Source organism: Microcoleus sp. MON1_C5, from assembly GCF_036701875.1.
Taxonomy (GTDB): domain Bacteria; phylum Cyanobacteriota; class Cyanobacteriia; order Cyanobacteriales; family Microcoleaceae; genus Microcoleus.
Genome location: NZ_JAUBRN010000028.1, coordinates 40,628 through 61,260 on the forward strand (window position 1 = coordinate 40,628; position 20,633 = coordinate 61,260).

Sequence of the window (20,633 nt, forward strand, 5' to 3'; positions counted from 1 at the left end):
CATCCAGCAGTCTCAACATCCAGTTACCGACAATTCTGCTAGAGTCAGGTCATCATCCGGTGCATCTTGTAGAGACGCAATTCACAGCCTCTGCCCCGAAAGCAGTAAAATCCCATCAGCTTGTCACCTGCCACCCGATCGGCAGTAACTTAAAAATTAAGGTAGTTTGAAAATAATCGCCCAAAGTTGAAAGAAGCCTTGACATCTGACCTAAACTCTCTAACTTACACCCTCTAGCTGCGCTGCCATCCATATTTAAAAGATGCCATGTCAACCTTAGTCATCGTCGAATCTCCGACCAAAGCCCGCACCATCCGCAACTTCCTGCCCTCCACCTACCGTGTAGAGGCATCGATGGGCCATGTCCGCGACCTACCCTCCTCCGCCGAAGAAATACCAGAAGCCGTTAAAGGAGAAAAATGGGCGCAACTGGGCGTAAACGTGGAGGCAGACTTTGAACCCCTCTACGTCATCCCGAAAGATAAAAAGAAAATTGTTAAAGAACTCAAAGACGCCCTCAAAGACGCCACAGAACTGATTCTAGCCACTGACGAAGACCGGGAAGGCGAAAGCATTTCCTGGCATTTGCTGCAAATCCTCAAACCCAAAGTTCCGATCAAGCGGATGGTGTTTCACGAAATCACCCGCGAAGCAATCCGCGATGCTTTGACTCACTGCCGCGATATCGACAATCGAGTAGTACAAGCGCAAGAAACTCGCCGAATTCTCGACAGACTCGTCGGTTACACACTCTCTCCGCTATTGTGGAAAAAAATCGCTTGGGGTTTGTCTGCAGGTAGAGTGCAGTCAGTCGCAGTCAGGCTTTTGGTGCGCCGGGAACGGGAACGCCGCGCTTTCCGCCAAGGTAGCTACTGGGATTTGAAAGCCCTTTTGGAAAAGGGCAAGATTTCCTTTGATGCCAAACTCGTGACTGTCGGCAATGTGAAAGTTGCAAACGGCAGCGATTTTGATGAAAATACCGGGCAAATTATCTCCGGCCGCCGCGTACTTTTGCTGAACGAAGAACAGGCGCGGGCTTTACTTTCACGCATTCAAAACAAACCCTGGACTGTCGGCAATATCGAAGAACGGCCAGTCACCCGCAAACCGTCGCCGCCGTTTACGACCTCGACTTTGCAGCAGGAAGCCAACCGTAAGCTGCGGCTGGGTGCGCGGGAAACAATGCGAATTGCCCAAGGTCTCTACGAACGCGGTTTTATCACCTATATGCGGACGGATTCGGTGCATTTGTCCGAACAGGCGATCGAAGCGGCGCGCAGTTGCGTGCAAGAACTTTACGGCAGCGAATACCTCAGCCCCCAACCGCGCAAATACACCACGAAAAGCAAAGGCGCGCAGGAAGCCCACGAAGCTATCCGTCCCGCCGGCAGCACTTTTCGGACTCCGCAGCAAACTGGATTGGATGGGATTGATTTCCGCCTGTACGATTTGATTTGGAAGCGGACTGTCGCTTCTCAAATGGCCGATTCCCGCCAAACTCACGTCACTGTATTAACTCAGGTAGAAGATGCCGGTTTCCGTTCCAGTGGCAAACGCATTGATTTTCCCGGCTTTTTGCGGGCATACGTGGAAGGTTCCGACGATCCGAATGCGGCGTTGGAAGACCAAGAGGTGATTTTGCCGGCGCTGAAGGTGGGGGATAAACCTAATTGTAAGGATTTAGAGGCAGTTGGCCACGAAACTCAACCTCCCGCCCGCTACACGGAAGCTTCTCTGGTCAAAATGCTCGAAAGCGAAGGTGTGGGCCGTCCGAGTACCTATGCGAGTATTATCGGTACAATTGTCGATCGGGGATATGCGAAATTAATAGCTAATGCCCTAATTCCGACCTTCACCGCTTTCGCCGTCACGACTTTATTGGAAACACATTTTCCCGATTTAGTAGACACCGGTTTTACTTCCCGAATGGAACAAACCCTCGATGAAATTGCCACCGGCGAGGCGAAATGGCTGCCGTATTTGCAAAAGTTTTATACAGGGGAAACCGGACTCGCAACCCAAGTTAAAGAACAGGAAAGTCAGATTGATGCGAAAGTAGCCCGAACTGTGGTATTGGAGAATCTCTCCGCCAAAGTTTGCATCGGCAAATTCGGCGCATATCTGGAATCTGAAAGCGAAGAAGGCCTGGTAAAAGCATCGATTCCCCAAGATTTGACGCCGGCAGATTTAGATCCGGAACAAGTGGAGTTTCTGTTAAAGCAAAAAACCGAAGGCCCGGAAAAATTGGGTCTTCACCCGGAAACTGGGGAACCGATTTATGTGCTGATTGGCAGTTATGGGCCATACGTTCAGTTAGGGGAAGTTTCGGAAACGAACAAGAAACCGAAGCGGGCTTCTTTGCCGAAGGGGACGGATAAGGATAGCGTGACGCTGGATATGGCGGTGAGTTTGTTGACTTTACCCCGGTTGTTGGGCACTCACCCGGAGACGGGGGCGAAGGTGCAAGCTAATTTGGGGATGTACGGGCCTTATGTGGTGCATGACCAAGGTAAGGTGGGGAAAGATTATCGATCGATCAAACCGCCGGATGATGTTTTGACTATAGGGCTCGATCGGGCTTTAGAGTTATTATCGCAGCCGAAAGCCGCCCGCGGCCGCAGCAAATCAGCCACACCTTTAAAGGAATTGGGCGCGCATCCAGAGTCGGGAGAATTGATCAATGTTTACGATGGTCGCTACGGCCCCTACGTGAAACACGGCGATATCAATGCTTCTTTGTCGAAGGATGAATCTGTGGAGAATTTCACATTACAAAGAGCACTGGAATTGTTAGCAACCAAGGAAGCGGCGGGCGGCGGAAAATCTAGCAGCAAGTCGAAGAAGTCTACTAAGACTGCGGCGGCCAAGTCGGAGACTGCAACTGAGAAGACTGCGGCGAAGAAAACCACTGCTAAGAAGACGACGACTGCAGCGAAGAAAACCACTGCTAAGAAGACGGCGACTGCGACGGCGACTAAGAAGAAGACAACGTGATTTTAGTTTAGTTTTCACTCATCTAGAAACCCGGTCTGCAGGGGGGAATCGCCCCAAGTGCGATCGGGTTTCTTTGTTGGTAAACTATTTGACAAGCTGAGGTTTGTAGTAAGGACTGAAGTTCTTAAAATTGGGCTTGAATGTACTAGGGCATTACGATCGGGGAAAACTGTGATAATTTGCTGGAGTCGAACTTGACAGGATACAAAATATGCGATACTTTGGGATAATGTCAGGCGTTAAACTGGTTTCATGAGGGTACGGACACCCATGAAACCAAGCATTTTAAAATAGACCAACATTGAGATTTAAATACTAATTTGAATCCTAAATTAATAATAAGTATTTTTTCACTGTAATACTGTTCTATCTTGAAGTTATATGGTTTTTATTGCAAATGAAACTCACATTGATTAACGCTTACAAATCAATTTCTTCCTTCCCCGAAACTGAACTACCGGATTTTGTGATTATTACTGGGGTAAATGGTGCAGGAAAGTCACATTTGCTAGAGGCTATAAATAGTGGATGTATTCAGATTGATAGTATTGCTGCTACCAATCAAACAAAACCAATTCGTCTCTTCAACTGGACAAATCTTGTTCCAAATGATAGCGGTGCTTTTGCTTCTTACCAAATCACTCAAGAGAGACAAGGACTTTGGAATGAACTTTTCCCACAAATCCAAGTTCATCGTAATCAGATTACAGATACTCTTCGACAGTTTAAACGTTTGGATCTTTTGAGCATGGATATTCATAAACTTATTAATTTATCGGAAGATGAGTTTATAATGACAGGTGACAATCCGGATGAATCAAGACAAACTTTTCAAACAATTCAGAATATTATCTCCAATATAGAACCTTATCTGATAACAAATTTTGTGCGAAGTGACGTTAATAGACAAAGATTAATTAGTGAATTGCAAGGAAAAACCCGAACTTCTATTCTTGCTTTAGACGAAACAGATTTTTATGATAATTTTCCTAAAAGTTGGCTACCTATCGATATGTTTCAACAGTCCTTCGGCAGACTTTTTTTAGAGTACAAACACAACTTCCTTAATAACCGACTAAAGGAGTTGGCAAATTCAGAAGGTGATACTGTCAGTTTCCTCTCTAATGAAGAATTTATAGAACAGTATGGGGAGGCTCCTTGGACTTTTGTTAATAGTATTCTTGAGATTGCTAATCTAGATTTTCGCATTAACCAACCAGCAAAATATTATGAAGATCGTCCTTATGAACCAGTTCTTATTGATCAAATAAGAGGAACTCAGGTGAAGTTTGGCGACCTCTCTTCTGGAGAAAGAATTTTAATGTCATTTGCATTATGTCTTTATTATGCAGAGGATCGTCGTCAGCTTGTAGATTATCCAAAAGTTTTGCTTTTTGATGAAATTGATGCTCCATTGCATCCTTCCATGACTCAATCGCTTCTGCATACTATTCAAGAGGTTCTTGTGAATCGTCACGGAATCAAAGTAATTATGACCACACATTCGCCATCAACAGTCGCTCTAGCACCCGAAGCCTCTGTATATGCCATGTATAAGACTGATATACAAAGGTTACAAAAGACAACAAAAGACAAAGCATTAGCAATTCTCACGACTGGAGTACCAACTCTGAGTATTGACTATAAAAATCGTCGTCAAGTGTTCGTTGAAAGCCAATATGATGCCCAATTTTATGAAATTATTTATAATAAGCTGAAAAATTACTTAATTTATCCCGAAATTTCACTTAACTTCATTTCATCTGGAGTATCAGGACAAGGAAACTGCGATCAAGTAGAAGAAGTTGTTAATAATTTGTACAAGTGTGGCAACCGGACGGTGTATGGAATCATTGACTGGGATAAAAAGAATGATGGCAATGAGCGCGTAAAAGTCCTTGGTCATGGAAAGCGTTATAGCATTGAGAACTATATTCTTGATCCACTACTGCTAGGAGCATTTTTAATTCGGGAGAAGTGGATTGAACGTGATGAAATAGGTTTTCATTCTAATGAAACATACGTTGATATTGCTAAGCTCGATAATGATCGTCTCCAGGTAGTAGCTAATTTCATAGTCAGTAAAGTTAAAAAAAAATCCCCCCCGACTTCAGAGGAAAATAATATTTCCTGTGAATATGTTGGTGGAAAAGTTATTAGTTTGCCTTCGTGGTTTCTTCAGATTAAAGGACACGAATTAGAAGAAATATTAACAGATATTTTTCCACAACTGAAAAGATTTCAAAAGCAATCTCAACTTAAACTAGAGATTTTGCAGAAGGTTGTTGATGATATACCTACTCTTATTCCTAAAGATTTAATTTCGCTATTTGAGAAAATTAAGAATGTTGAGGCATAAAGAAATCGATTAGGAGAACTCGTTGGTATAAATGATATAAACCTATCTGTTGTTACAATTTGGCTACCACGACGGATGGATGGAAAATTTCAGTTCGTGACCCTCAAGCCTTTTAAGGAGAATTGACATGACCCTAGAGCTATATCAGGAAGTTGCTTTAACCCCTGACTTACCAGAATATCAACTCAGAGCAGGAGATATTTCAACATTGGTTGATTTTGTTTCTCATCCTAGTGGTGGTGAAGAGGGCTGTCTGTTGGAAATATTTAATGCTGTTGGTGAGTCTCTGACGGTCATACCCGTCCCAATCTCTACTGTAGAAGTTCTCCGCCCTGATGAAATCTTAACAGTTAGTTCTTTGGCACAAGCAGGTTAATATTCATTCAAATGTGGGGTTTAAGCATCTTCACTCGCAGCAAAATATTGTGATGATTGTTGAGTGCACGGATTAAACAACTTAACGCGCGTTAGTGCGATCGATCGTACAAATCCCCCATCAATGACCTCTAGTTGGTCTAAAATCTCCTCAGCCACAACAAAGGCGATATGTGCGATCGACCATTTGTGACCCTCAAACCTTTTAAGGAGAAATATCTGTTGGCGGATGCCATCCAGCATTAACCCACTGACGCCTGACACTAACAGCAATATTATTGTTTAGTTGTAGTGCTGTGACGGTTGCGCGACCGCAATCTGTAAGTCCAATAATTTCTGTAGCGTCTTCACTCCAAGCAAAATTTTGTGACCATTCTTGAGTGCGGGGATTAAACAACTTAACGTGCTTTTGCGTGACCGGATCGAATGCGTCAGCTTGGGTTCCTTTGTAATTATTGCACAGACTACAAGCCAGCCATAGATTTTCTTCCTCGTCACTACCGCCAATCGCTTTAGGAATAATATGCTCAATTTCCAGTATTCCCAAAACATACATTTCTAAACTGCGACAATAACCGCATCGGTTTTGAGCTTGTGCGCGAACTCTGGATCGCACTTGTTCAAAAATCGCCATTTTGCTTATCCTTTTAATGGTTCGAGCAAGCCGCGCCGCACAGCTTCATTTAAGGCTTGAGCTTGTCGCAATAGTCGAGTTTCATATATGTGGATTAATCCCTGCAATTCCTCCAGTTCTACAGATGCGATCGTACCGGATTGTTGGCGGTCTAGCAATTCACTCAATCGTTGTTCTTGGAGTGGTTGCAGCCGGAGTTGAGTCTGAGCGATTACTTCTGAATCAGACAGTGCTGATACTGGTTTAGCGGTTGGTAAGAGAAAATTTTCCAGAGTTTCTACTAGAATCTCACTCACGGTGCGGTGGCGTTGCTGCGCTAGCAATTCTGCTTGGTGATAGACTTCATCTGGCAAATTTAGGGTGATTTGGGCGGTCATAGGTGCAAAGCTATGAAACTAATATTTATATTATGCCATATTTTACTTTGAGTATTAGACGTCTGCCAAAAAGAAATGAAGAAGCATCTCGGTTGCTAAAAATACGGAGACAGCTACCAAGAAGAAAACAAAGTGAAATTAGTTTAGTTTTCACTCATCCCGAAACCCGGTTTATTAAAAAAACCGAGTTTCTTTATTTATAAAATATTAGCCAAGCTGGCAAAAATAGGTTTGTACTTCCGTCCTTAAAATTCTCTTCTCTTCTCTTCCTTTGTGTCATAAACGTCTGCGCGGTTCCATCGCCCCTATTTTTTTTGAGACATATCAACTCAAACTCTTGTCAAGCCTAGCTTTTGGCCTTACTTGTCACCTGTCGGTCAAATCATCCTATTTACTTATTGACAATTGCTCTTCTCTGTTCAATTGTCAGGGAACGTATATATAAGGTTACAAATTGTATCATAAGCAACAGAAAGTACCCAATGTTTTATGTAGCGGCCTACAATTGAGAAAAGAAACAAGATTAAGAGGCGTGATCGCTATGGGTATCAATGAAAACTTAGACTGGGAAGAAGCATTTGAGTACAGAGCGGGCTTGACAGTGGAGTTGAAGTCGCAGCCTGGGGTTTTGCATACGATCGCTTACTATGAAGTGATGATGGTACCGCCCATCTGGTTAGAAAATGACCCCCGTCCCCGCTATCCTCACGAACTGCGAGTCGTTTCCCACCAGCCAACTGTGTCCAATGTTTGCCGGATTTCAGAGAGTCCTGTTTTAGTAGCCTCCTAGGTTTTTCCAGCGAGAAATATCGGCGATGGCATCTAGCCAGCAATCAAACCGATGCAGTGATTTTCGGATTGAGATTGCTTGAGTTTACTTTGTGGCGATCGCTTAAGATATAGATGGTCGCGAGAGTGCGATCGACTCAAATCACTTGACCTGTTAATGTTTCAAGTGAGGAAATAGCCTGATTAATGTTACCAGCCCTTCTTGTTACATCATCCTCTCCCCTACAGACAATGTATTCCAGCAGGGTCAGACTGTAAGCTGTGCAGTCTGATAAAATAACGGCAATTTTGAGTTAAAACAGCTCGATTTTCACTGACTGTAAAAGCTAACACTTCTTCGTCCGGATTTTTTGGGTTATCCTTTCCGGCTGCTTGCACTGTCAGAATATTGTGCCCCATCTGGCGCAGCAATTCTACAACCACTCTGGGAAATAGTTCGTCAGCATCAAGACGCGCTATCATTTCAATCCTCGTCATTTTTGCGGATAGCTATTTCAATTTCATGGGGAAAAACTGCCGCCTAAGCCGACGCATTTGCTAAATCAGTAGCAGTTAGTGTGGCATAGTTATCTAATAGTTGAGACTCGTTCATACCCAAACGATGAAAGCTCACCAGTTCCCAAACAGGAATGCAAGTATTTCTCATACAAGCATCACCGCCACAGACACCGGGAGTTTGGCTAATTTCTTGCCAGGTGTTAGCTAAATTTTGCGTTAATAATTAGATAATTCGAGCTTTCTTTTTTGGCGTGCAAGCTAGGAGTTCAGCTTCTAATTTTTGGATAGTAATAGAAGCTATTTGATTTAGTAATTCTGTATTTATTCGCTATTATACGCAATTCCTTTCTCTCTGCTCTCTTCCTCTGCGCCCTCTGCGCCTCTGCGGTTCATAAAAAAAAGCTTTTTCACAAATGAAATAGCATTGCTATATCTGTTTAACTTCAGGAAAAATCTCTCTCATTATAAAAAGTAATCGCCCTTTTACCCGGAGCTTAAACGAACCTAAAAAAAATTAACCCAAAACGAGTCATACCATTTTTAATTTTAGATTAAAGAATGGGGAATGACTGAGGACATAAAGCTTTGGATATTGCCTACAGTTGAATTTTTTATGATAACTGGTATCAGCCATCAGCAGGCACAAAGTGAAATTAAATTCACCTATAAATCCTTATGACTTCTACCTTGAGAAGTATCTTTGTGGGGACTTGCACAACACATCCTACCACTCGCAACATATACTAAGGCTCAGTGCGGAGTGCACAGCCTACAAAAACTCTTGTGCAAATCCTATTATGTATTGCTGAATTCCTTGATCCCCGCAAGTAGCGGCCTTTATTGCATCAAACTCGTGCGATATTTAGCCATAAATTAACATTGATTTAAACTTTTATTTAGGTATAAACGAGCTAGAATTCTATAGTTTGCGTGGAAGACATGGAGTTTAAATACAAAATGTCACAAATAACAAATTAATATCGATCGCACTTCTCGATCGCACTTTACAAAACAAGCACAACTTAGGAGTCAATCGCTGATGATGCTAGGAACGACCGAGATCCCGCAATTAAAGCCGCTTTCCGACTCAGAACTACACAAAATGAACGCCTACTGGCGGGCCGCAAACTACCTATCCGTCGGACAAATCTATCTCTTCGACAATCCGCTACTCAAAGAACCACTCAAACTCGAACACGTCAAACCCAGACTCCTCGGACATTGGGGCACCACTCCAGGCCTCAACTTCATCTACGTTCACCTCAACCGCATCATCAAAGCCCAAGACATCAACGCCATCTACATCGCAGGCCCTGGACACGGCGGGCCGGGCTTGGTCGCCAACACCTATCTCGAAGGCACTTATACCGAATATTACTCGAACATTTCCCAAGATGAAGAGGGTATCAAACGGCTGTTCAAACAGTTCTCTTTTCCCGGCGGTATCCCCAGCCACGTCGCCCCGGAAACCCCCGGTTCGATTCACGAAGGCGGCGAACTCGGCTACGCCCTCGTCCACGCTTACGGGGCGGCCTTCGACAATCCCGATTTGATTGTGGCCGCCGTTGTCGGCGACGGGGAAGCAGAAACGGGCCCGCTGGCTGCTAGCTGGCACTCTAACAAGTTTCTCAACCCGGTTCGCGACGGGGCCGTGTTGCCGATTTTGCACTTGAACGGCTACAAAATTGCCAATCCCACGCTGTTGGCCCGCATTCCGCGCGAGGAATTGGAAAGTTTGATGGTCGGTTACGGCTACAAACCTTATTGGGTGGAAGGTTCAGACCCGGAAACCATGCACCAGTTGATGGCTGCAACGATGGATACGGCGATCGGCGAAATTAAGGCGATTCAGGAAAAAGCCCGGACGGAGGGCTATTCCGGTCGTCCCCAGTGGCCGATGATTGTGATGAAAACTCCCAAAGGCTGGACGGGGCCGAAGGAAGTTGACGGTAAGAAAACTGAGGATTATTGGCGATCGCACCAAGTCCCACTTTCGGAAATGGCTTCTAAGCCGGGACACGTCCAACTCCTGGAAGATTGGATGAAAAGCTATAAGCCGGAAGAACTCTTCGACGAAAAGGGCAAGTTAATTCCCGAATTGGCCGAACTCGCACCCAAGGGATCTCGGCGCATGGGCGCAAATCCCCACGCTAACGGCGGCCTGCTGCTGCGAGACTTGAAAATGCCGGAATTTGAAGAGTTCGCCGTTGACGTGGAAAAACCGGGCACTGTAATGGCAGAAGCAACCCGCGTTTGCGGCCGCTTCCTGCGAGAGGTGATGAAACTGAATCAGGAAAACGCCAACTTCCGCATTGTCGGGCCCGACGAGACGGCCTCAAACCGCCTCGATCCGGTGTTTGAAGTGACGAACCGGGTGTGGGCGGGCGAAATTTTGCCCGAAGACGACCACATCTCCCCCGACGGCCGGGTGATGGAAGTCCTCAGCGAACATCTATGTCAGGGATGGCTGGAAGGCTATTTGCTGACGGGACGCCACGGCTTTTTCTCTTGCTACGAGGCGTTTATTCACATCATCGATTCGATGTTCAACCAACACGCCAAGTGGTTGAAAACTACTAACGACATTCCTTGGCGCCGACAGATCGCCTCTCTCAACTACCTGCTAACTTCTCACGTTTGGCGGCAAGACCACAACGGTTTTTCTCACCAAGATCCGGGTTTTATCGACCACGTAATTAACAAGAAAGCGGAAGTGGTGCGGATTTATTTGCCGCCGGATGCGAACACTTTGCTGTCAGTAACGGATCACTGTCTCCGCAGCCGCCACTATGTCAACGTGATTATTGCAGGGAAGCAGCCGGCATTGCAGTATTTGGATATGGATGCTGCGATTAAACACTGTACGGCCGGCATCGGTATTTGGGAGTGGGCTAGCAATGATAAAGGTGGCGAACCGGATGTGGTGATGGCTTGCGCGGGTGATGTTCCGACGCTGGAAACTTTGGCTGCTGTTGACATTCTCCGCCGAGATTATCCCGATTTAAAAGTGCGGGTGGTTAATGTGGTGGATTTGATGACTCTTCAGCCTGCTAGCGAACATCCTCACGGTTTGTCTGACAAGGATTTTGATGCTTTGTTCACGATAGATAAGCCGGTGATTTTTGCTTTTCACGGCTATCCTTGGCTGATTCACCGATTGGCTTACCGCCGCACGAATCACTCGAATATTCACGTTCGGGGTTACAAGGAAGAGGGAACGACTACGACGCCGTTTGATATGGTGGTGATGAATGACCTCGATCGATTCCATTTAGTTGCAGATGTACTCGATCGCGTTCCGAAACTGAGTTCTGTAGCAGCTTACGGCAAACAAGCTATCCGTGACAAGCTGATCGAGCACACGCAGTATATCACCAAGCACGGCGATGATATGCCGGAAATCCGCGACTGGAAGTGGCCGCACGCGGGCCCGGTTTCGCCGGAAGCGCCGCCGGAAACGACTGATCCGGGGGCGACAGCAGAACAAACCGTGCGATCGGGTGCACCTGGATAGGTGCGATCGCTTGTAGAGCACAAGCTACTCATCCCTATGATTGTCAACCACAGAGAAAATTAACGATTTTGCGAGTATACAACCTAGGCAAGATCGAGGTTTCACCTCAGTTTGACAATCATAGGGAGTGACATCAGTTAAATAAAGCTTCAGCAACCAATCTCAATTTCTAGGTATGCGCCCGGAACAATAGTGTCGATCGCGTTCCGAATATCGTCTTGATGCCTTTGAATACGCGGCCAAGATGTAGACAGCAAAACCACAATAGCAATTTGTCGGCTTGTCAGGTTTTGTTGATAACGCAAGTTGCGATCGGTTGTCACCAGCAGATTATACCCATCGCGTTCGGCTGTGTCGAGCAGATCGCCATTTGCTAATGTTGACCATCCACGTTCATAAGCAGTATCTACTGTATGACCCAGCAACGATCGGCGCAACGGTACTGGTGTACCTTGGTCAAACAATATCTTCATGCCTCTACCATTTGCGTTAATGAGGCTAACGCGCGATCGAGTAATACCTCAACTTGGGCGCGAGTTACTCCCGGAAACCATTCGAGAAACTGGTCAATAGAGGCTCCATCTTTAAGATTCTCGAAAAAGGCGGCAACAGGTACGCGCGTTCCCCGAAATACCCATGCACCACTTACCTTGGTTGGATCGCGTTCAATGACTTCAAAGAAATCTATATTCTGCATGACATTCGTTGCTTGTTGCGGTTCAAGTAAAACAAGTAAGATAGAATTAATCTTAGCATAAATCAACGGTGAGTTAGGATTTGTACATTCCAAAGAGGCGGTCATGCTTAAAGAAATAGAAATTCAAAATTTTAGGTGCTTTGAACACATCAAAATTTCTGGGTTTGAAAGAGTCAATTTAATCGGCGGTAAAAACAATGCTGGCAAGACAGCCTTGCTAGAAGCAATTTTTATCAATGTTGTTCCCTATACTAGCAGTCTAGTCATGCTAAGACAGCTTAGAAAAGAGCCCTTAGAAGCCATAAAAGCTATGCCTGATAGAGCCTGGGATAACTTATTTTATTTCCGCAAAAAAGATAAATCTCTAGTAATTTTTGGAAAAGACGACAACAATATTATCTCTCAAGTAGAAATCAAGTCATCTACATCTTTGATAACTCTTAACTTAATCAAAAACGTAGAAGCACCAAAATTTCCACAACGCGGGAGAGAACCCTCTTTAAGAGCTACTTCCACAGGTTTAAGGGATGGTTATGGCAATTCAATAATTACTGATAGCAGTTCTACTGCTGACGAAATACCAATAATTCCCTCGTTTATCAGGATTTCGGGAAGAGAACTCACAGAAGCATACGATAAAGCACGTTTGGATGACAAAGATAGCGAAGTTTTGAAAGCTTTTCAAATTATTGACCCTACGATCGAATCTGTAGAAAGTTTTTCAATTGGTGAACCCACACTTTACTTGAGAAGAAAGGGTGAGAAGCGTTTGCCTTTATCATTGTTTGGAGATGCAATGAATAGGGTTGCACATATTATGCTTAAATTAGTCATTAATAAACATAAAACCTTGCTAGTCGATGAGATAGAAAACGGCATTCACCATACAAACCAGCGGGAGTTTTGGAGAATTTTATTTCGCTTGGCGGCTGAACTGGATACGCAGATTTTTGCTACAACGCACAGTTTAGAGATGCTTCAAGCATTTGCTGAGGTGGGTTTAGAACAAAATCAGGAATGCAGCAGCGCATATTTTGAACTAGCAAGGAAACTCAAAACAAATCAAATAATCGGAAGTAGGCTCGATTTGGAAACTTTGAATTACGCACTAGAGCATCAAGAAGGAGTGAGAGGTGAGTAATATTGTCATAGTAGAAAGTAAAAATGATAAAATTTTCATGCAGGCAATGGTTGAGAAACTAAACTGCGATATCCAGGTAGAAAAACCTATTTATATAGATGATTATAAAAGTTTGGAAGGCTTGAGCGAAACAGAGTTAATCAAAGCTTTAAAAAATTTAATAAGAAAGATTGATCGAAAAGATATCGAAAAAATTGGAATAATTATCGATATTGATAATTATTCAGAGCAAGAACGGCTGAAATTCGTAGATAGATGTATAAAACAAGTGTTTGAGGAAGCTCAAAGCTTGTCAAGCACTAAACAATTTATCGATATTTGTACAGAGCGTGGGACAAATGCAAAATTGGCTTGTTACTTTACAAATGTGGGAGGTAAAGGCGAACTGGAAACGCTTTTAAAGGCAATAAAGGCTAGAGAATCTCCTCATGCTGATTGTTTGAATAGCTGGAAAACTTGCATAGAAAGCCAGGGAAAGCAAATCGACCAGAAAGGTTTTGATAAATTCTGGGTGAGCATCTATCTCAGGTATGATACTTGCTCAAATCAGGAACAGACGCAAGCTGGAAAAAAATGCAGTATGTCTGGGTTTGATTATGTTATGGAACACAAAAAAGATATTTGGAATTGGGATCATCCTGCTCTCGATGATTTGAAGGAGTTTTTTACACTCTTTTGCTAACATAGTAAAATTCACACACCATTAACTAACTCATGAGCTTAAAAATCTACTTTGTACGACACGGTGAAACGACTTACAGCCAAACAGGCGGTTTCTGCGGCGCTATCGATCCAGAATTAACGCCCGCAGGTTCTCAAATGGCAGAACAGTTTGGCGCCGCTTACGCAAAATTGCCCTGGGAGGCTGTTTATGTCAGTCCGATGAAACGCACAATTGCTACTGCAAAACCTTTGTGCGATGCTGTGGGAATTGAAATGCAGCTTCGCGACGGGCTGAGGGAAATTAAGTACGGTGAGTGGGAAGGCAAAACAGTAGAAGAGGTCAAAAAAGACTACGAAGAAGATTATATTAATTGGCTGACTGAACCTGCTTGGAATGCACCGACGAATGGCGGTGAGACTTCCGTGGAAATTGCTAGCCGATCGTCCTTAGTTATCGCAGAAATTCAGGAAAAGTACAAGAGCGGTAATGTTTTGGTGGTCTCGCACAAGGCGACTATTAGAATTGTTCTGTGCAGTTTGTTGGGGATTGATTTGGGACGTTATCGCTATCGCATTGGCGCTTTAGCAGCTTCTGTCAGTATTGTCAAATTTGATGTGCGCGGGCCGCTGCTGGAAGTTTTGGGCGATCGATCGTACATGGATGAACACCTCCGCAATTTGCCCGGGACTTGAGGTTGAGTTTGCTATGAAAATATTGGTGTTAAATGCGGGCTCTAGCAGTCAAAAAAGCTGTCTTTACGAGTTAAACGATGTCCTGCCGGATCGCCCGCCGCAACCCGTCTGGGAAGCGCAAATTGACTGGAATCACCGCGAAGGTGTGGCTCAGTTGAAAGTCGAAACTGCCTCGGGAACTGCACTTGAGGAAGAATTCGCCTCCGACTCTCGCGAAGCCGCCATTTCTCGAATGCTGGAGACTCTGGGGCAGGGTAAAACTCAAGTTATTAATAGTTTAAAGGAGATTGATATTGTCGGCCACCGCGTCGTACACGGCGGACAAGACTATCAGCAAAGTACGTTAATTTCGCCGGATGTTAAAGAGGCGATCGCCCGTTTATCGGTTTTCGCCCCCGTACACAATCCCGTCAACCTCGAAGGCATCGAAGCCCTGGAAAAAATCCTCGGAAATGTGCCGCAAGTAGCAGTATTTGATACAGCTTTTCACGCACAATTGCCACCCGCGGCCTTTGTTTATCCCGGCCCCTACGAATGGCTCGAAAACGGGATTCGCCGCTACGGTTTTCACGGCATTAGCCATCAATATTGCGCGCGCAGGGCGGCTCAAATTCTCAACCGTGATTTGACCGATTTGCGGCTGATTAGCTGTCATTTGGGCAACGGATGTTCTCTGGCGGCAATTCGCGGGGGCGTGAGTGTTGACACGACGATGGGTTTTACTCCTTTGGATGGTTTGATGATGGGAAGTCGATCGGGTGCGATCGATCCGGGGATTATAATTCATTTGTTAAGGCGAGAAGATTTAACTTCTGAAAAATTAGATAATATTCTCAATCGTAATTCTGGTTTAAAAGGAATTTCTGGGGTATCTAGCGATATGCGGCAGATTGGAGATGCGATCGCCCAAGGTAATGAGAGAGCTCAACTTGCTTTGGATATTTACCTTCACCGTTTGCGCGCTGGAATTGCGGCGATGCTGGCGAGTTTGGGAGGGTTAGATGCTTTGATTTTTACGGCGGGAGTTGGGGAAAATTCGCCTGTAGTGAGGGCTGCGGCTTGCGAAGCTTTTGGATTTATGGGTTTGAAATTGGATGGGGAGAAGAATCAACAGTCGCCGGTGGATGAAGATATTGCGGCAGTGGATTCAGCGGCGAGAGTTTTAGTCATTCACACGCAGGAGGATTGGGAAATTGCGCGAGAATGCTGGAAACTTTACTCTCACCTGCAATAATCCTTATGTCGGATCGAGGCAACCCTTCATGAGTGCCATGAAAGTGCGATCGCCCGATCAAGATATTGCAACACTTTATTCATTCGCAAGAGTTTTGGCAATTCATACTCAGGAAGATTCGGCGATCGGGCGAGAATGCGGGCAAATTTATCACAATTAGGACTTATGCAACATCTTTTACTACATAAGCCTTTACAATATAACCTTTTTTTTATAATTTTCTGCTCCCAAGCAAGTATTTATACTGATCTTTTGTAAAGATTTGATGAAGCAAGTTTTGCGATCGATTTCCCAATTATATACGTTTAAGTTATGGAAACTTTGTCATGTATTGACAAAAATGATATTAAAGATTATTTAAACTGACAGAATGTGACCACAACTTAACCGCAGAAGCATTTCCTATGAGCTACTTATAGTTTAAATTAATCAATTATAAAAATTTTATAATTTTTTATAATTTTAAAATTATAAAGATTTGATGAAGGCTGGCGATTACCGATACCCTTATTGACAGCAATAAAGTAGGATGTTGGCACAGAAACTTAATCAGCGATTATTTTAAAATAATCGAGAACCCAAAAATATCTAAGCAAGTTTCTTGATATGGACATCGTTTTAGTTACAGCAATCGCAAAAAGATGCAAAAAGTTAAAGTTTTAAATATTTGTATAGATAATTTATCGACAATAGAACTGTTGCAGCAACTTGACGAAAGAGGTGGTATTGTTTTTACCCCAAATGTAGATCACCTAATGATCCTGCAAAAAGATATAGACTTCTACAATGCTTATAAATTTGCCGACTACAGAGTTTGTGACGGACAAATATTAATGTATTGCTTGCAGTTATTAGGAACACCAATCCAAGAAAAAATCTCAGGTTCCGATCTTTTACCAACATTCTATCAGTATCATAAAAATAACCAAAATATCAAAATATTTTTGCTAGGAGCGGCGCCAGGAGTCGCTGACCAAGCTCGGAAAAATATCAATTTAAAAGTGGGAAGAGAGATTGTAGTTGGGGCACACTCGCCATCCTTTGGATTTGAAAAAAATGAAGAAGAATGTACTGCAATCGTCGATTTAATTGAACAATCCGGTGCGAATGTATTAGCAGTAGGGGTTGGTGCGCCCAAGCAAGAAAAATGGATTATCAAATACAAAGAAAAGTTGAAAAGCATCAAAATATTTTTAGCCATAGGTGCCACAATTGACTTTGAAGCTGGTCACAAGAAAAGAGCGCCGAAATGGATGAGTAATGCTGGGCTTGAAACTCCCTACAGATTGTTAAGTGAACCCAGACGACTTTGGAAACGGTATTTAATCAACGATCCACCTTTTTTAGGGCTGGCTTTCAAACAAAAAATCAACATTTATCAAAACCCTTTTACAGATTGGTAAACTTACAAACCGCAAAAAAAATATGTTACACCCTTCAGATAGTCTCCCACAAACCGCTGTAGAAAATGTCCTAACAATCGATATCGAAGATTGGTTTCACATTTTAGATATTGGTTCAATGCCAAGCATCGAAGACTGGCAGAAACTGGAAAGTAAAGTTACCAAAAACACACAGGTAATTTTGGATTTACTTAACAAACATGACAGAAAAGGAACATTTTTTGTTCTGGGGTGGGTTGCCGAGCATTTTCCAGATTTAGTCCGAGAAATAGAAAGGCAAGGTCATGAAATTGGTACTCATGGGTACAGCCACGAACTAATTTACAATTTAACTCCCAACGAGTTCCGTCGAGATGTAGCTCGCTCTCTGGAGGTGTTGGCACGAATTACTTCACGACCAATTTTGGGATATCGCGCTCCAGGTTTTTCGCTCGCTAATTCATCTCTTTGGGCATTAGACATTCTCGTAGAATTAGGTTTGCAGTATGATGCTTCGATATTCCCCATGAACAGAAATCATGGTGGGTTGCCGGGGTTTTCTGGAGACGCAGTATGGCTTACCACGGCCCTAGGAAACAAAATTCTGGAAATTCCAGTAACTCCGACTACACTCTTCAATAAAAAAGTGTATTTGTTTGGAGGCGGTTACTTTCGCCTCGCACCCTATTCTGCCATCGCTGCTGGGATAGAGCAGCTCAACAATCAAGGAAAACCAGCATTAGTTTACCTACATCCTAGGGAATTCGACCCGCAGCATCCTAAGCTGAAAATGAATCCTTATCGTTCCTTCACAAGTTATGTGAATCTGCACAAAACCCATTCTAAATTTGAGCGGATGATTCAGGATTTTAAGTTTAATAGTATTGAGAAAATTTGGCAAATAAGTATGGATGGGAAGCAGCACGGACGGGTAGTTAATACTTTCGTAGATCTTTGTCCCAGAGATCGGGAAATTTGCTTGCTAAGCAAAACCGGCGGGAAAACATCCGATACCGAAACCGAAATAGCAGAAAATTTGCTCAGGCTTAGACAGTAACTAAAAGACTTGAGCGGGAAAAATCTCGATCGCTCTCTGTTGTTTTCCCCGAATTCCATCGGTAGCGATATACACTTGCTGAAGTCTAAGTCTGGTTATGGGAGAAAATTTTGATGTCATAACCGCACAATCTCCAAACTTATGCCAATTTTGGAGTAATTAACGCCTTTAGAGAAGTGGTACCCGCACTGCGCGAGCGAAATAACTGGTGTTTAGACTAAGCAGCATAAATTGACTCAGCTATGGCTGAATTACTCAAAGAAAATATGGAATAGGAAAAATTGGGATTTAGGTCGAGTTCTTGAAGGCTTTTTTACGCTTGGAAGTCCCTTTTTTAACAATTGGACAGCGAGGTTTTGGTGGCCGGAGTTTTCCTGGAGGCCATCCAGGAGACTTTCCTCGGGGTTTGGGAGGAACAGCAGGAGTACCAATCGCCGCTAAAACTCCTCCCATACTTTGGGCTACTCGTCCAGGCGTCAAGTAGGGCATCGATTTCTGCCACGGTAAAGGGTTATCAGCCACCACTTCACGCGCCAACCACAATTCCCACGTTATTAACGGCATCAAATCGCTCCACCGTTCACACTGTTTTGGGCTGCTTAATTTGGGCAATGTCCAATGCAGCCGTTGCTTGGCAAAACGATACCAATGATCTATAGCAAAGCGCCGCAAGTAGAGTCGCCAAACTTCATTCAAAGGCAGCATTTCTTCACCGACCCAAGCTAATTAGAGAGGTTTGGCGAAGTGTCCGCTCTGATTTTTAAGCCGTTCGACCCGGATTAATTGCATTTGGATGTTAGTGGCCGCTTGAAAATGTTTATCCGGCCACAAACTAATTCGGAGCCTACCTAACTTTGGCGCATCAATTTCTATAGTTTCCGTTGGTTCTTCCCATGTGTTAGCATCATTGAGCTTAAACTTCTCGCCATGTTTGCGCGGACAACCTTTACCTGAATAGGGGGGCGGCGCACCCCACAAACATAAATTTGAGCGCAAACGCATTAATTTATCAGCTTGAATGCCCGCAGTCTTCAAAACAAAAGGGGCACAACCATACTCACTGTCTAGGAGTACAATTGGTCGTGAGGGTAGATATTGGCTGACTTGTTGTAGTTGCCAGACAGCTTTGTCAATAGGACTTTCCCCACTGGTAATTCGTTCGTGCCGTAATGGTAAAGCCCAACTACCTTCGCTCTGTGGGACCCAAGCAATTGTACTGTAACCTTGGCCCAAAGTAATTGGTCGGTTTCCAGGGATATCCGTTGCTTGATGTTCAATTGTTCGTTCTTGCAGAGTCACAGCATCTGGGCGCGGCCAACTGGTATGATCTATGGCAAGTATGGGACGGATATCTTTTGGGATGTGTTTAATATATATCTGCATCAATTTACGCCGAGCTGGACGGCAATCTTGTAAGGCTTGATAAATACTTGACCAGCGTCGGCGAAACACAGGACACAGCGACAAGTCAGCTAGACAGTGGACATGGCGAGTCAATAGGATGGCATCAGTCAATTCAAACGTCGCATCGTGGGCCCGACATAAATACTGATAAGCCGCTTGACGAAATTCTTTTAATTTGGCAAGGTGCATATTGGCAGCTAAGGGTGGGTGGTACTACTCTTAGTTTCTGCTAAGTGGGGTCTGCTTTTCAATTCAGACTCCCTTTTTTTATCCCTGGATATTTTACTTAGTCTAAACTCCAGAAATAAAGCCCATAATACCGTAGCTGTTGCCCTACAGCGCATTCACCGAGACGAACAGCGGATTGCTCGATGCCTCGGCAAACCCCTTCGTCAACTCGACATCCTGGAAATAGGCGGTGGACAGCAGATGGAACGCGCTCGCTATTTCGGAATCAATAACCAAGCCACTGCGATCGATCTAGATGTGATTCCTTGCGGTTTTGATCTGGGAAGTTATCTGCGAATGTTCCAAGAGAATGGGTTGGGGCGATTGGCGAAAACTGTTGGGCGCAAGCTGCTACTGGTCGATCGGGCAAAACAGCTCGCTTGAGAAAAAGCACTCGGAATTACCAACTTGCCCACACCTACTTTTATCCAAGGACATATCTGCCATGCAGTTCCCAAATGAGAAGCTTACGATATCGTAGTTTCTTGGTCAACTTTCGAGCATTTGAGCGAGCCTAAAATTGCTCTACAAAATGCGATGCTTTTATCAACAGGGTATAGGGGCTGCAACTCTTATTGGGTCTATCTCCTAGAC

The 20,633-nt window shown here is 44.1% G+C and carries 22 protein-coding genes; 13 read left to right on the top strand and 9 right to left on the bottom strand.

The genetic code is table 11. The annotated features are described in order from the left end of the window. Positions 1-267 precede the first annotated feature (267 nt). The 3 genes from topA (at position 268) to QUA71_RS15445 (ending at position 5,729) form a co-directional block, all read left to right on the top strand. The gene (gene topA / locus QUA71_RS15435) at positions 268-2,994 is read left to right on the top strand and encodes a type I DNA topoisomerase (RefSeq protein ID WP_333286206.1); all 2,727 of its coding nucleotides are present in this window, start codon (positions 268-270) and stop codon (positions 2,992-2,994) included. A 397-nt stretch (positions 2,995-3,391) separates the two neighbouring features. Continuing rightward, complete coding sequence (locus tag QUA71_RS15440) at positions 3,392-5,353, top strand: AAA family ATPase (protein ID WP_333286208.1); 1,962 nt, start codon at positions 3,392-3,394, stop codon at positions 5,351-5,353. A gap of 127 nt (positions 5,354-5,480) precedes the next feature. Beyond that, on the top strand, positions 5,481-5,729 hold the full coding sequence (locus QUA71_RS15445; protein WP_333286210.1) for a DUF4926 domain-containing protein: 249 nt from the start codon (positions 5,481-5,483) through the stop codon (positions 5,727-5,729). A 20-nt stretch (positions 5,730-5,749) separates the two neighbouring features. Here the strand turns inward: QUA71_RS15445 and QUA71_RS15450 are convergent, their stop codons facing one another. Genes QUA71_RS15450 through QUA71_RS15460 form a run of 3 tightly spaced genes read right to left on the bottom strand, consistent with a single transcriptional unit; the run spans position 5,750 to position 6,739 of the window. Next, positions 5,750-5,971, bottom strand: a complete 222-nt coding sequence (locus QUA71_RS15450; RefSeq protein WP_333286275.1) for a hypothetical protein — start codon at positions 5,969-5,971, stop codon at positions 5,750-5,752. Beyond that, a complete protein-coding gene (locus QUA71_RS15455; protein ID WP_333286212.1) occupies positions 5,934-6,362 on the bottom strand; it encodes an HNH endonuclease in 429 nt (142 codons plus the stop codon). The genes QUA71_RS15450 and QUA71_RS15455 overlap by 38 nt, the downstream gene beginning before the upstream one ends. A gap of 5 nt (positions 6,363-6,367) precedes the next feature. After that, complete coding sequence (locus QUA71_RS15460; RefSeq protein WP_333286214.1) at positions 6,368-6,739, bottom strand: hypothetical protein; 372 nt, start codon at positions 6,737-6,739, stop codon at positions 6,368-6,370. 541 nt (positions 6,740-7,280) lie between these two features. Between QUA71_RS15460 and QUA71_RS15465 the strand changes: the two genes are divergently transcribed. Further along, positions 7,281-7,529, top strand: a complete 249-nt coding sequence (locus tag QUA71_RS15465; RefSeq protein WP_190659166.1) for a hypothetical protein — start codon at positions 7,281-7,283, stop codon at positions 7,527-7,529. Between the two features lie 221 nt (positions 7,530-7,750). On the opposite strand, the gene QUA71_RS15470 is transcribed toward QUA71_RS15465, so the two are convergent. Next, positions 7,751-7,990: a DUF5615 family PIN-like protein gene (locus QUA71_RS15470; RefSeq protein WP_333286217.1), complete on the bottom strand. Its 240-nt coding sequence runs from the start codon at positions 7,988-7,990 to the stop codon at positions 7,751-7,753. Positions 7,991-8,048: 58 nt separating this feature from the next. Beyond that, positions 8,049-8,213, bottom strand: coding sequence for a DUF433 domain-containing protein (locus QUA71_RS15475; RefSeq protein ID WP_333286271.1), 165 nt, complete (start codon positions 8,211-8,213; stop codon positions 8,049-8,051). Positions 8,214-9,065: 852 nt separating this feature from the next. Here QUA71_RS15475 and QUA71_RS15480 point away from each other — a divergent pair. Beyond that, positions 9,066-11,540, top strand: a complete 2,475-nt coding sequence (locus tag QUA71_RS15480) for a phosphoketolase family protein (RefSeq protein ID WP_333286219.1) — start codon at positions 9,066-9,068, stop codon at positions 11,538-11,540. Between the two features lie 149 nt (positions 11,541-11,689). On the opposite strand, the gene QUA71_RS15485 is transcribed toward QUA71_RS15480, so the two are convergent. Further along, the gene (locus tag QUA71_RS15485) at positions 11,690-12,013 is read right to left on the bottom strand and encodes a hypothetical protein (RefSeq protein WP_333286221.1); all 324 of its coding nucleotides are present in this window, start codon (positions 12,011-12,013) and stop codon (positions 11,690-11,692) included. Further along, positions 12,010-12,237, bottom strand: a complete 228-nt coding sequence (locus QUA71_RS15490; RefSeq protein WP_333286223.1) for a DUF433 domain-containing protein — start codon at positions 12,235-12,237, stop codon at positions 12,010-12,012. Before QUA71_RS15490 ends, QUA71_RS15485 begins: the two co-directional genes overlap by 4 nt. Positions 12,238-12,340: 103 nt before the next feature. Here QUA71_RS15490 and QUA71_RS15495 point away from each other — a divergent pair, with 103 nt between their 5' ends. The 7 genes from QUA71_RS15495 (at position 12,341) to QUA71_RS15525 (ending at position 18,407) form a co-directional block, all read left to right on the top strand. Continuing rightward, positions 12,341-13,378, top strand: coding sequence for an AAA family ATPase (locus QUA71_RS15495; protein WP_333286225.1), 1,038 nt, complete (start codon positions 12,341-12,343; stop codon positions 13,376-13,378). Continuing rightward, complete coding sequence (locus QUA71_RS15500; protein ID WP_333286227.1) at positions 13,371-14,060, top strand: DUF3226 domain-containing protein; 690 nt, start codon at positions 13,371-13,373, stop codon at positions 14,058-14,060. Before QUA71_RS15495 ends, QUA71_RS15500 begins: the two co-directional genes overlap by 8 nt. A gap of 32 nt (positions 14,061-14,092) precedes the next feature. Then, entirely contained in the window at positions 14,093-14,734 is a 642-nt protein-coding gene (locus tag QUA71_RS15505) for a histidine phosphatase family protein (protein ID WP_333286229.1), read from the top strand. A 13-nt stretch (positions 14,735-14,747) separates the two neighbouring features. Beyond that, positions 14,748-15,968 (top strand): acetate kinase, encoded by a 1,221-nt coding sequence (locus tag QUA71_RS15510; protein ID WP_333286273.1) that lies wholly within the window; start codon positions 14,748-14,750, stop codon positions 15,966-15,968. A gap of 28 nt (positions 15,969-15,996) precedes the next feature. Beyond that, positions 15,997-16,128 carry a hypothetical protein gene (locus QUA71_RS15515; protein ID WP_333286231.1) on the top strand — a complete coding sequence of 44 codons (132 nt, stop codon included), beginning with the start codon at positions 15,997-15,999 and terminating at the stop codon, positions 16,126-16,128. Between the two features lie 481 nt (positions 16,129-16,609). Then, entirely contained in the window at positions 16,610-17,371 is a 762-nt protein-coding gene (locus tag QUA71_RS15520; protein ID WP_333286233.1) for a WecB/TagA/CpsF family glycosyltransferase, read from the top strand. Between the two features lie 22 nt (positions 17,372-17,393). Next, positions 17,394-18,407: an XrtA system polysaccharide deacetylase gene (locus QUA71_RS15525; RefSeq protein WP_333286235.1), complete on the top strand. Its 1,014-nt coding sequence runs from the start codon at positions 17,394-17,396 to the stop codon at positions 18,405-18,407. Between the two features lie 288 nt (positions 18,408-18,695). Here QUA71_RS15525 and QUA71_RS15530 read toward each other — a convergent pair whose 3' ends face one another. Both QUA71_RS15530 and QUA71_RS15535 read right to left on the bottom strand, forming a co-directional pair. Then, positions 18,696-19,112 (bottom strand): hypothetical protein, encoded by a 417-nt coding sequence (locus QUA71_RS15530; protein ID WP_333286236.1) that lies wholly within the window; start codon positions 19,110-19,112, stop codon positions 18,696-18,698. Positions 19,113-19,133: 21 nt separating this feature from the next. Beyond that, positions 19,134-20,000: a transposase gene (locus QUA71_RS15535; RefSeq protein WP_333286238.1), complete on the bottom strand. Its 867-nt coding sequence runs from the start codon at positions 19,998-20,000 to the stop codon at positions 19,134-19,136. 18 nt (positions 20,001-20,018) lie between these two features. On the opposite strand from QUA71_RS15535, the gene QUA71_RS15540 reads away from it, so the two are divergent. Further along, the gene (locus QUA71_RS15540) at positions 20,019-20,423 is read left to right on the top strand and encodes a hypothetical protein (RefSeq protein WP_333286240.1); all 405 of its coding nucleotides are present in this window, start codon (positions 20,019-20,021) and stop codon (positions 20,421-20,423) included. Positions 20,424-20,633: the final 210 nt, after the last annotated feature.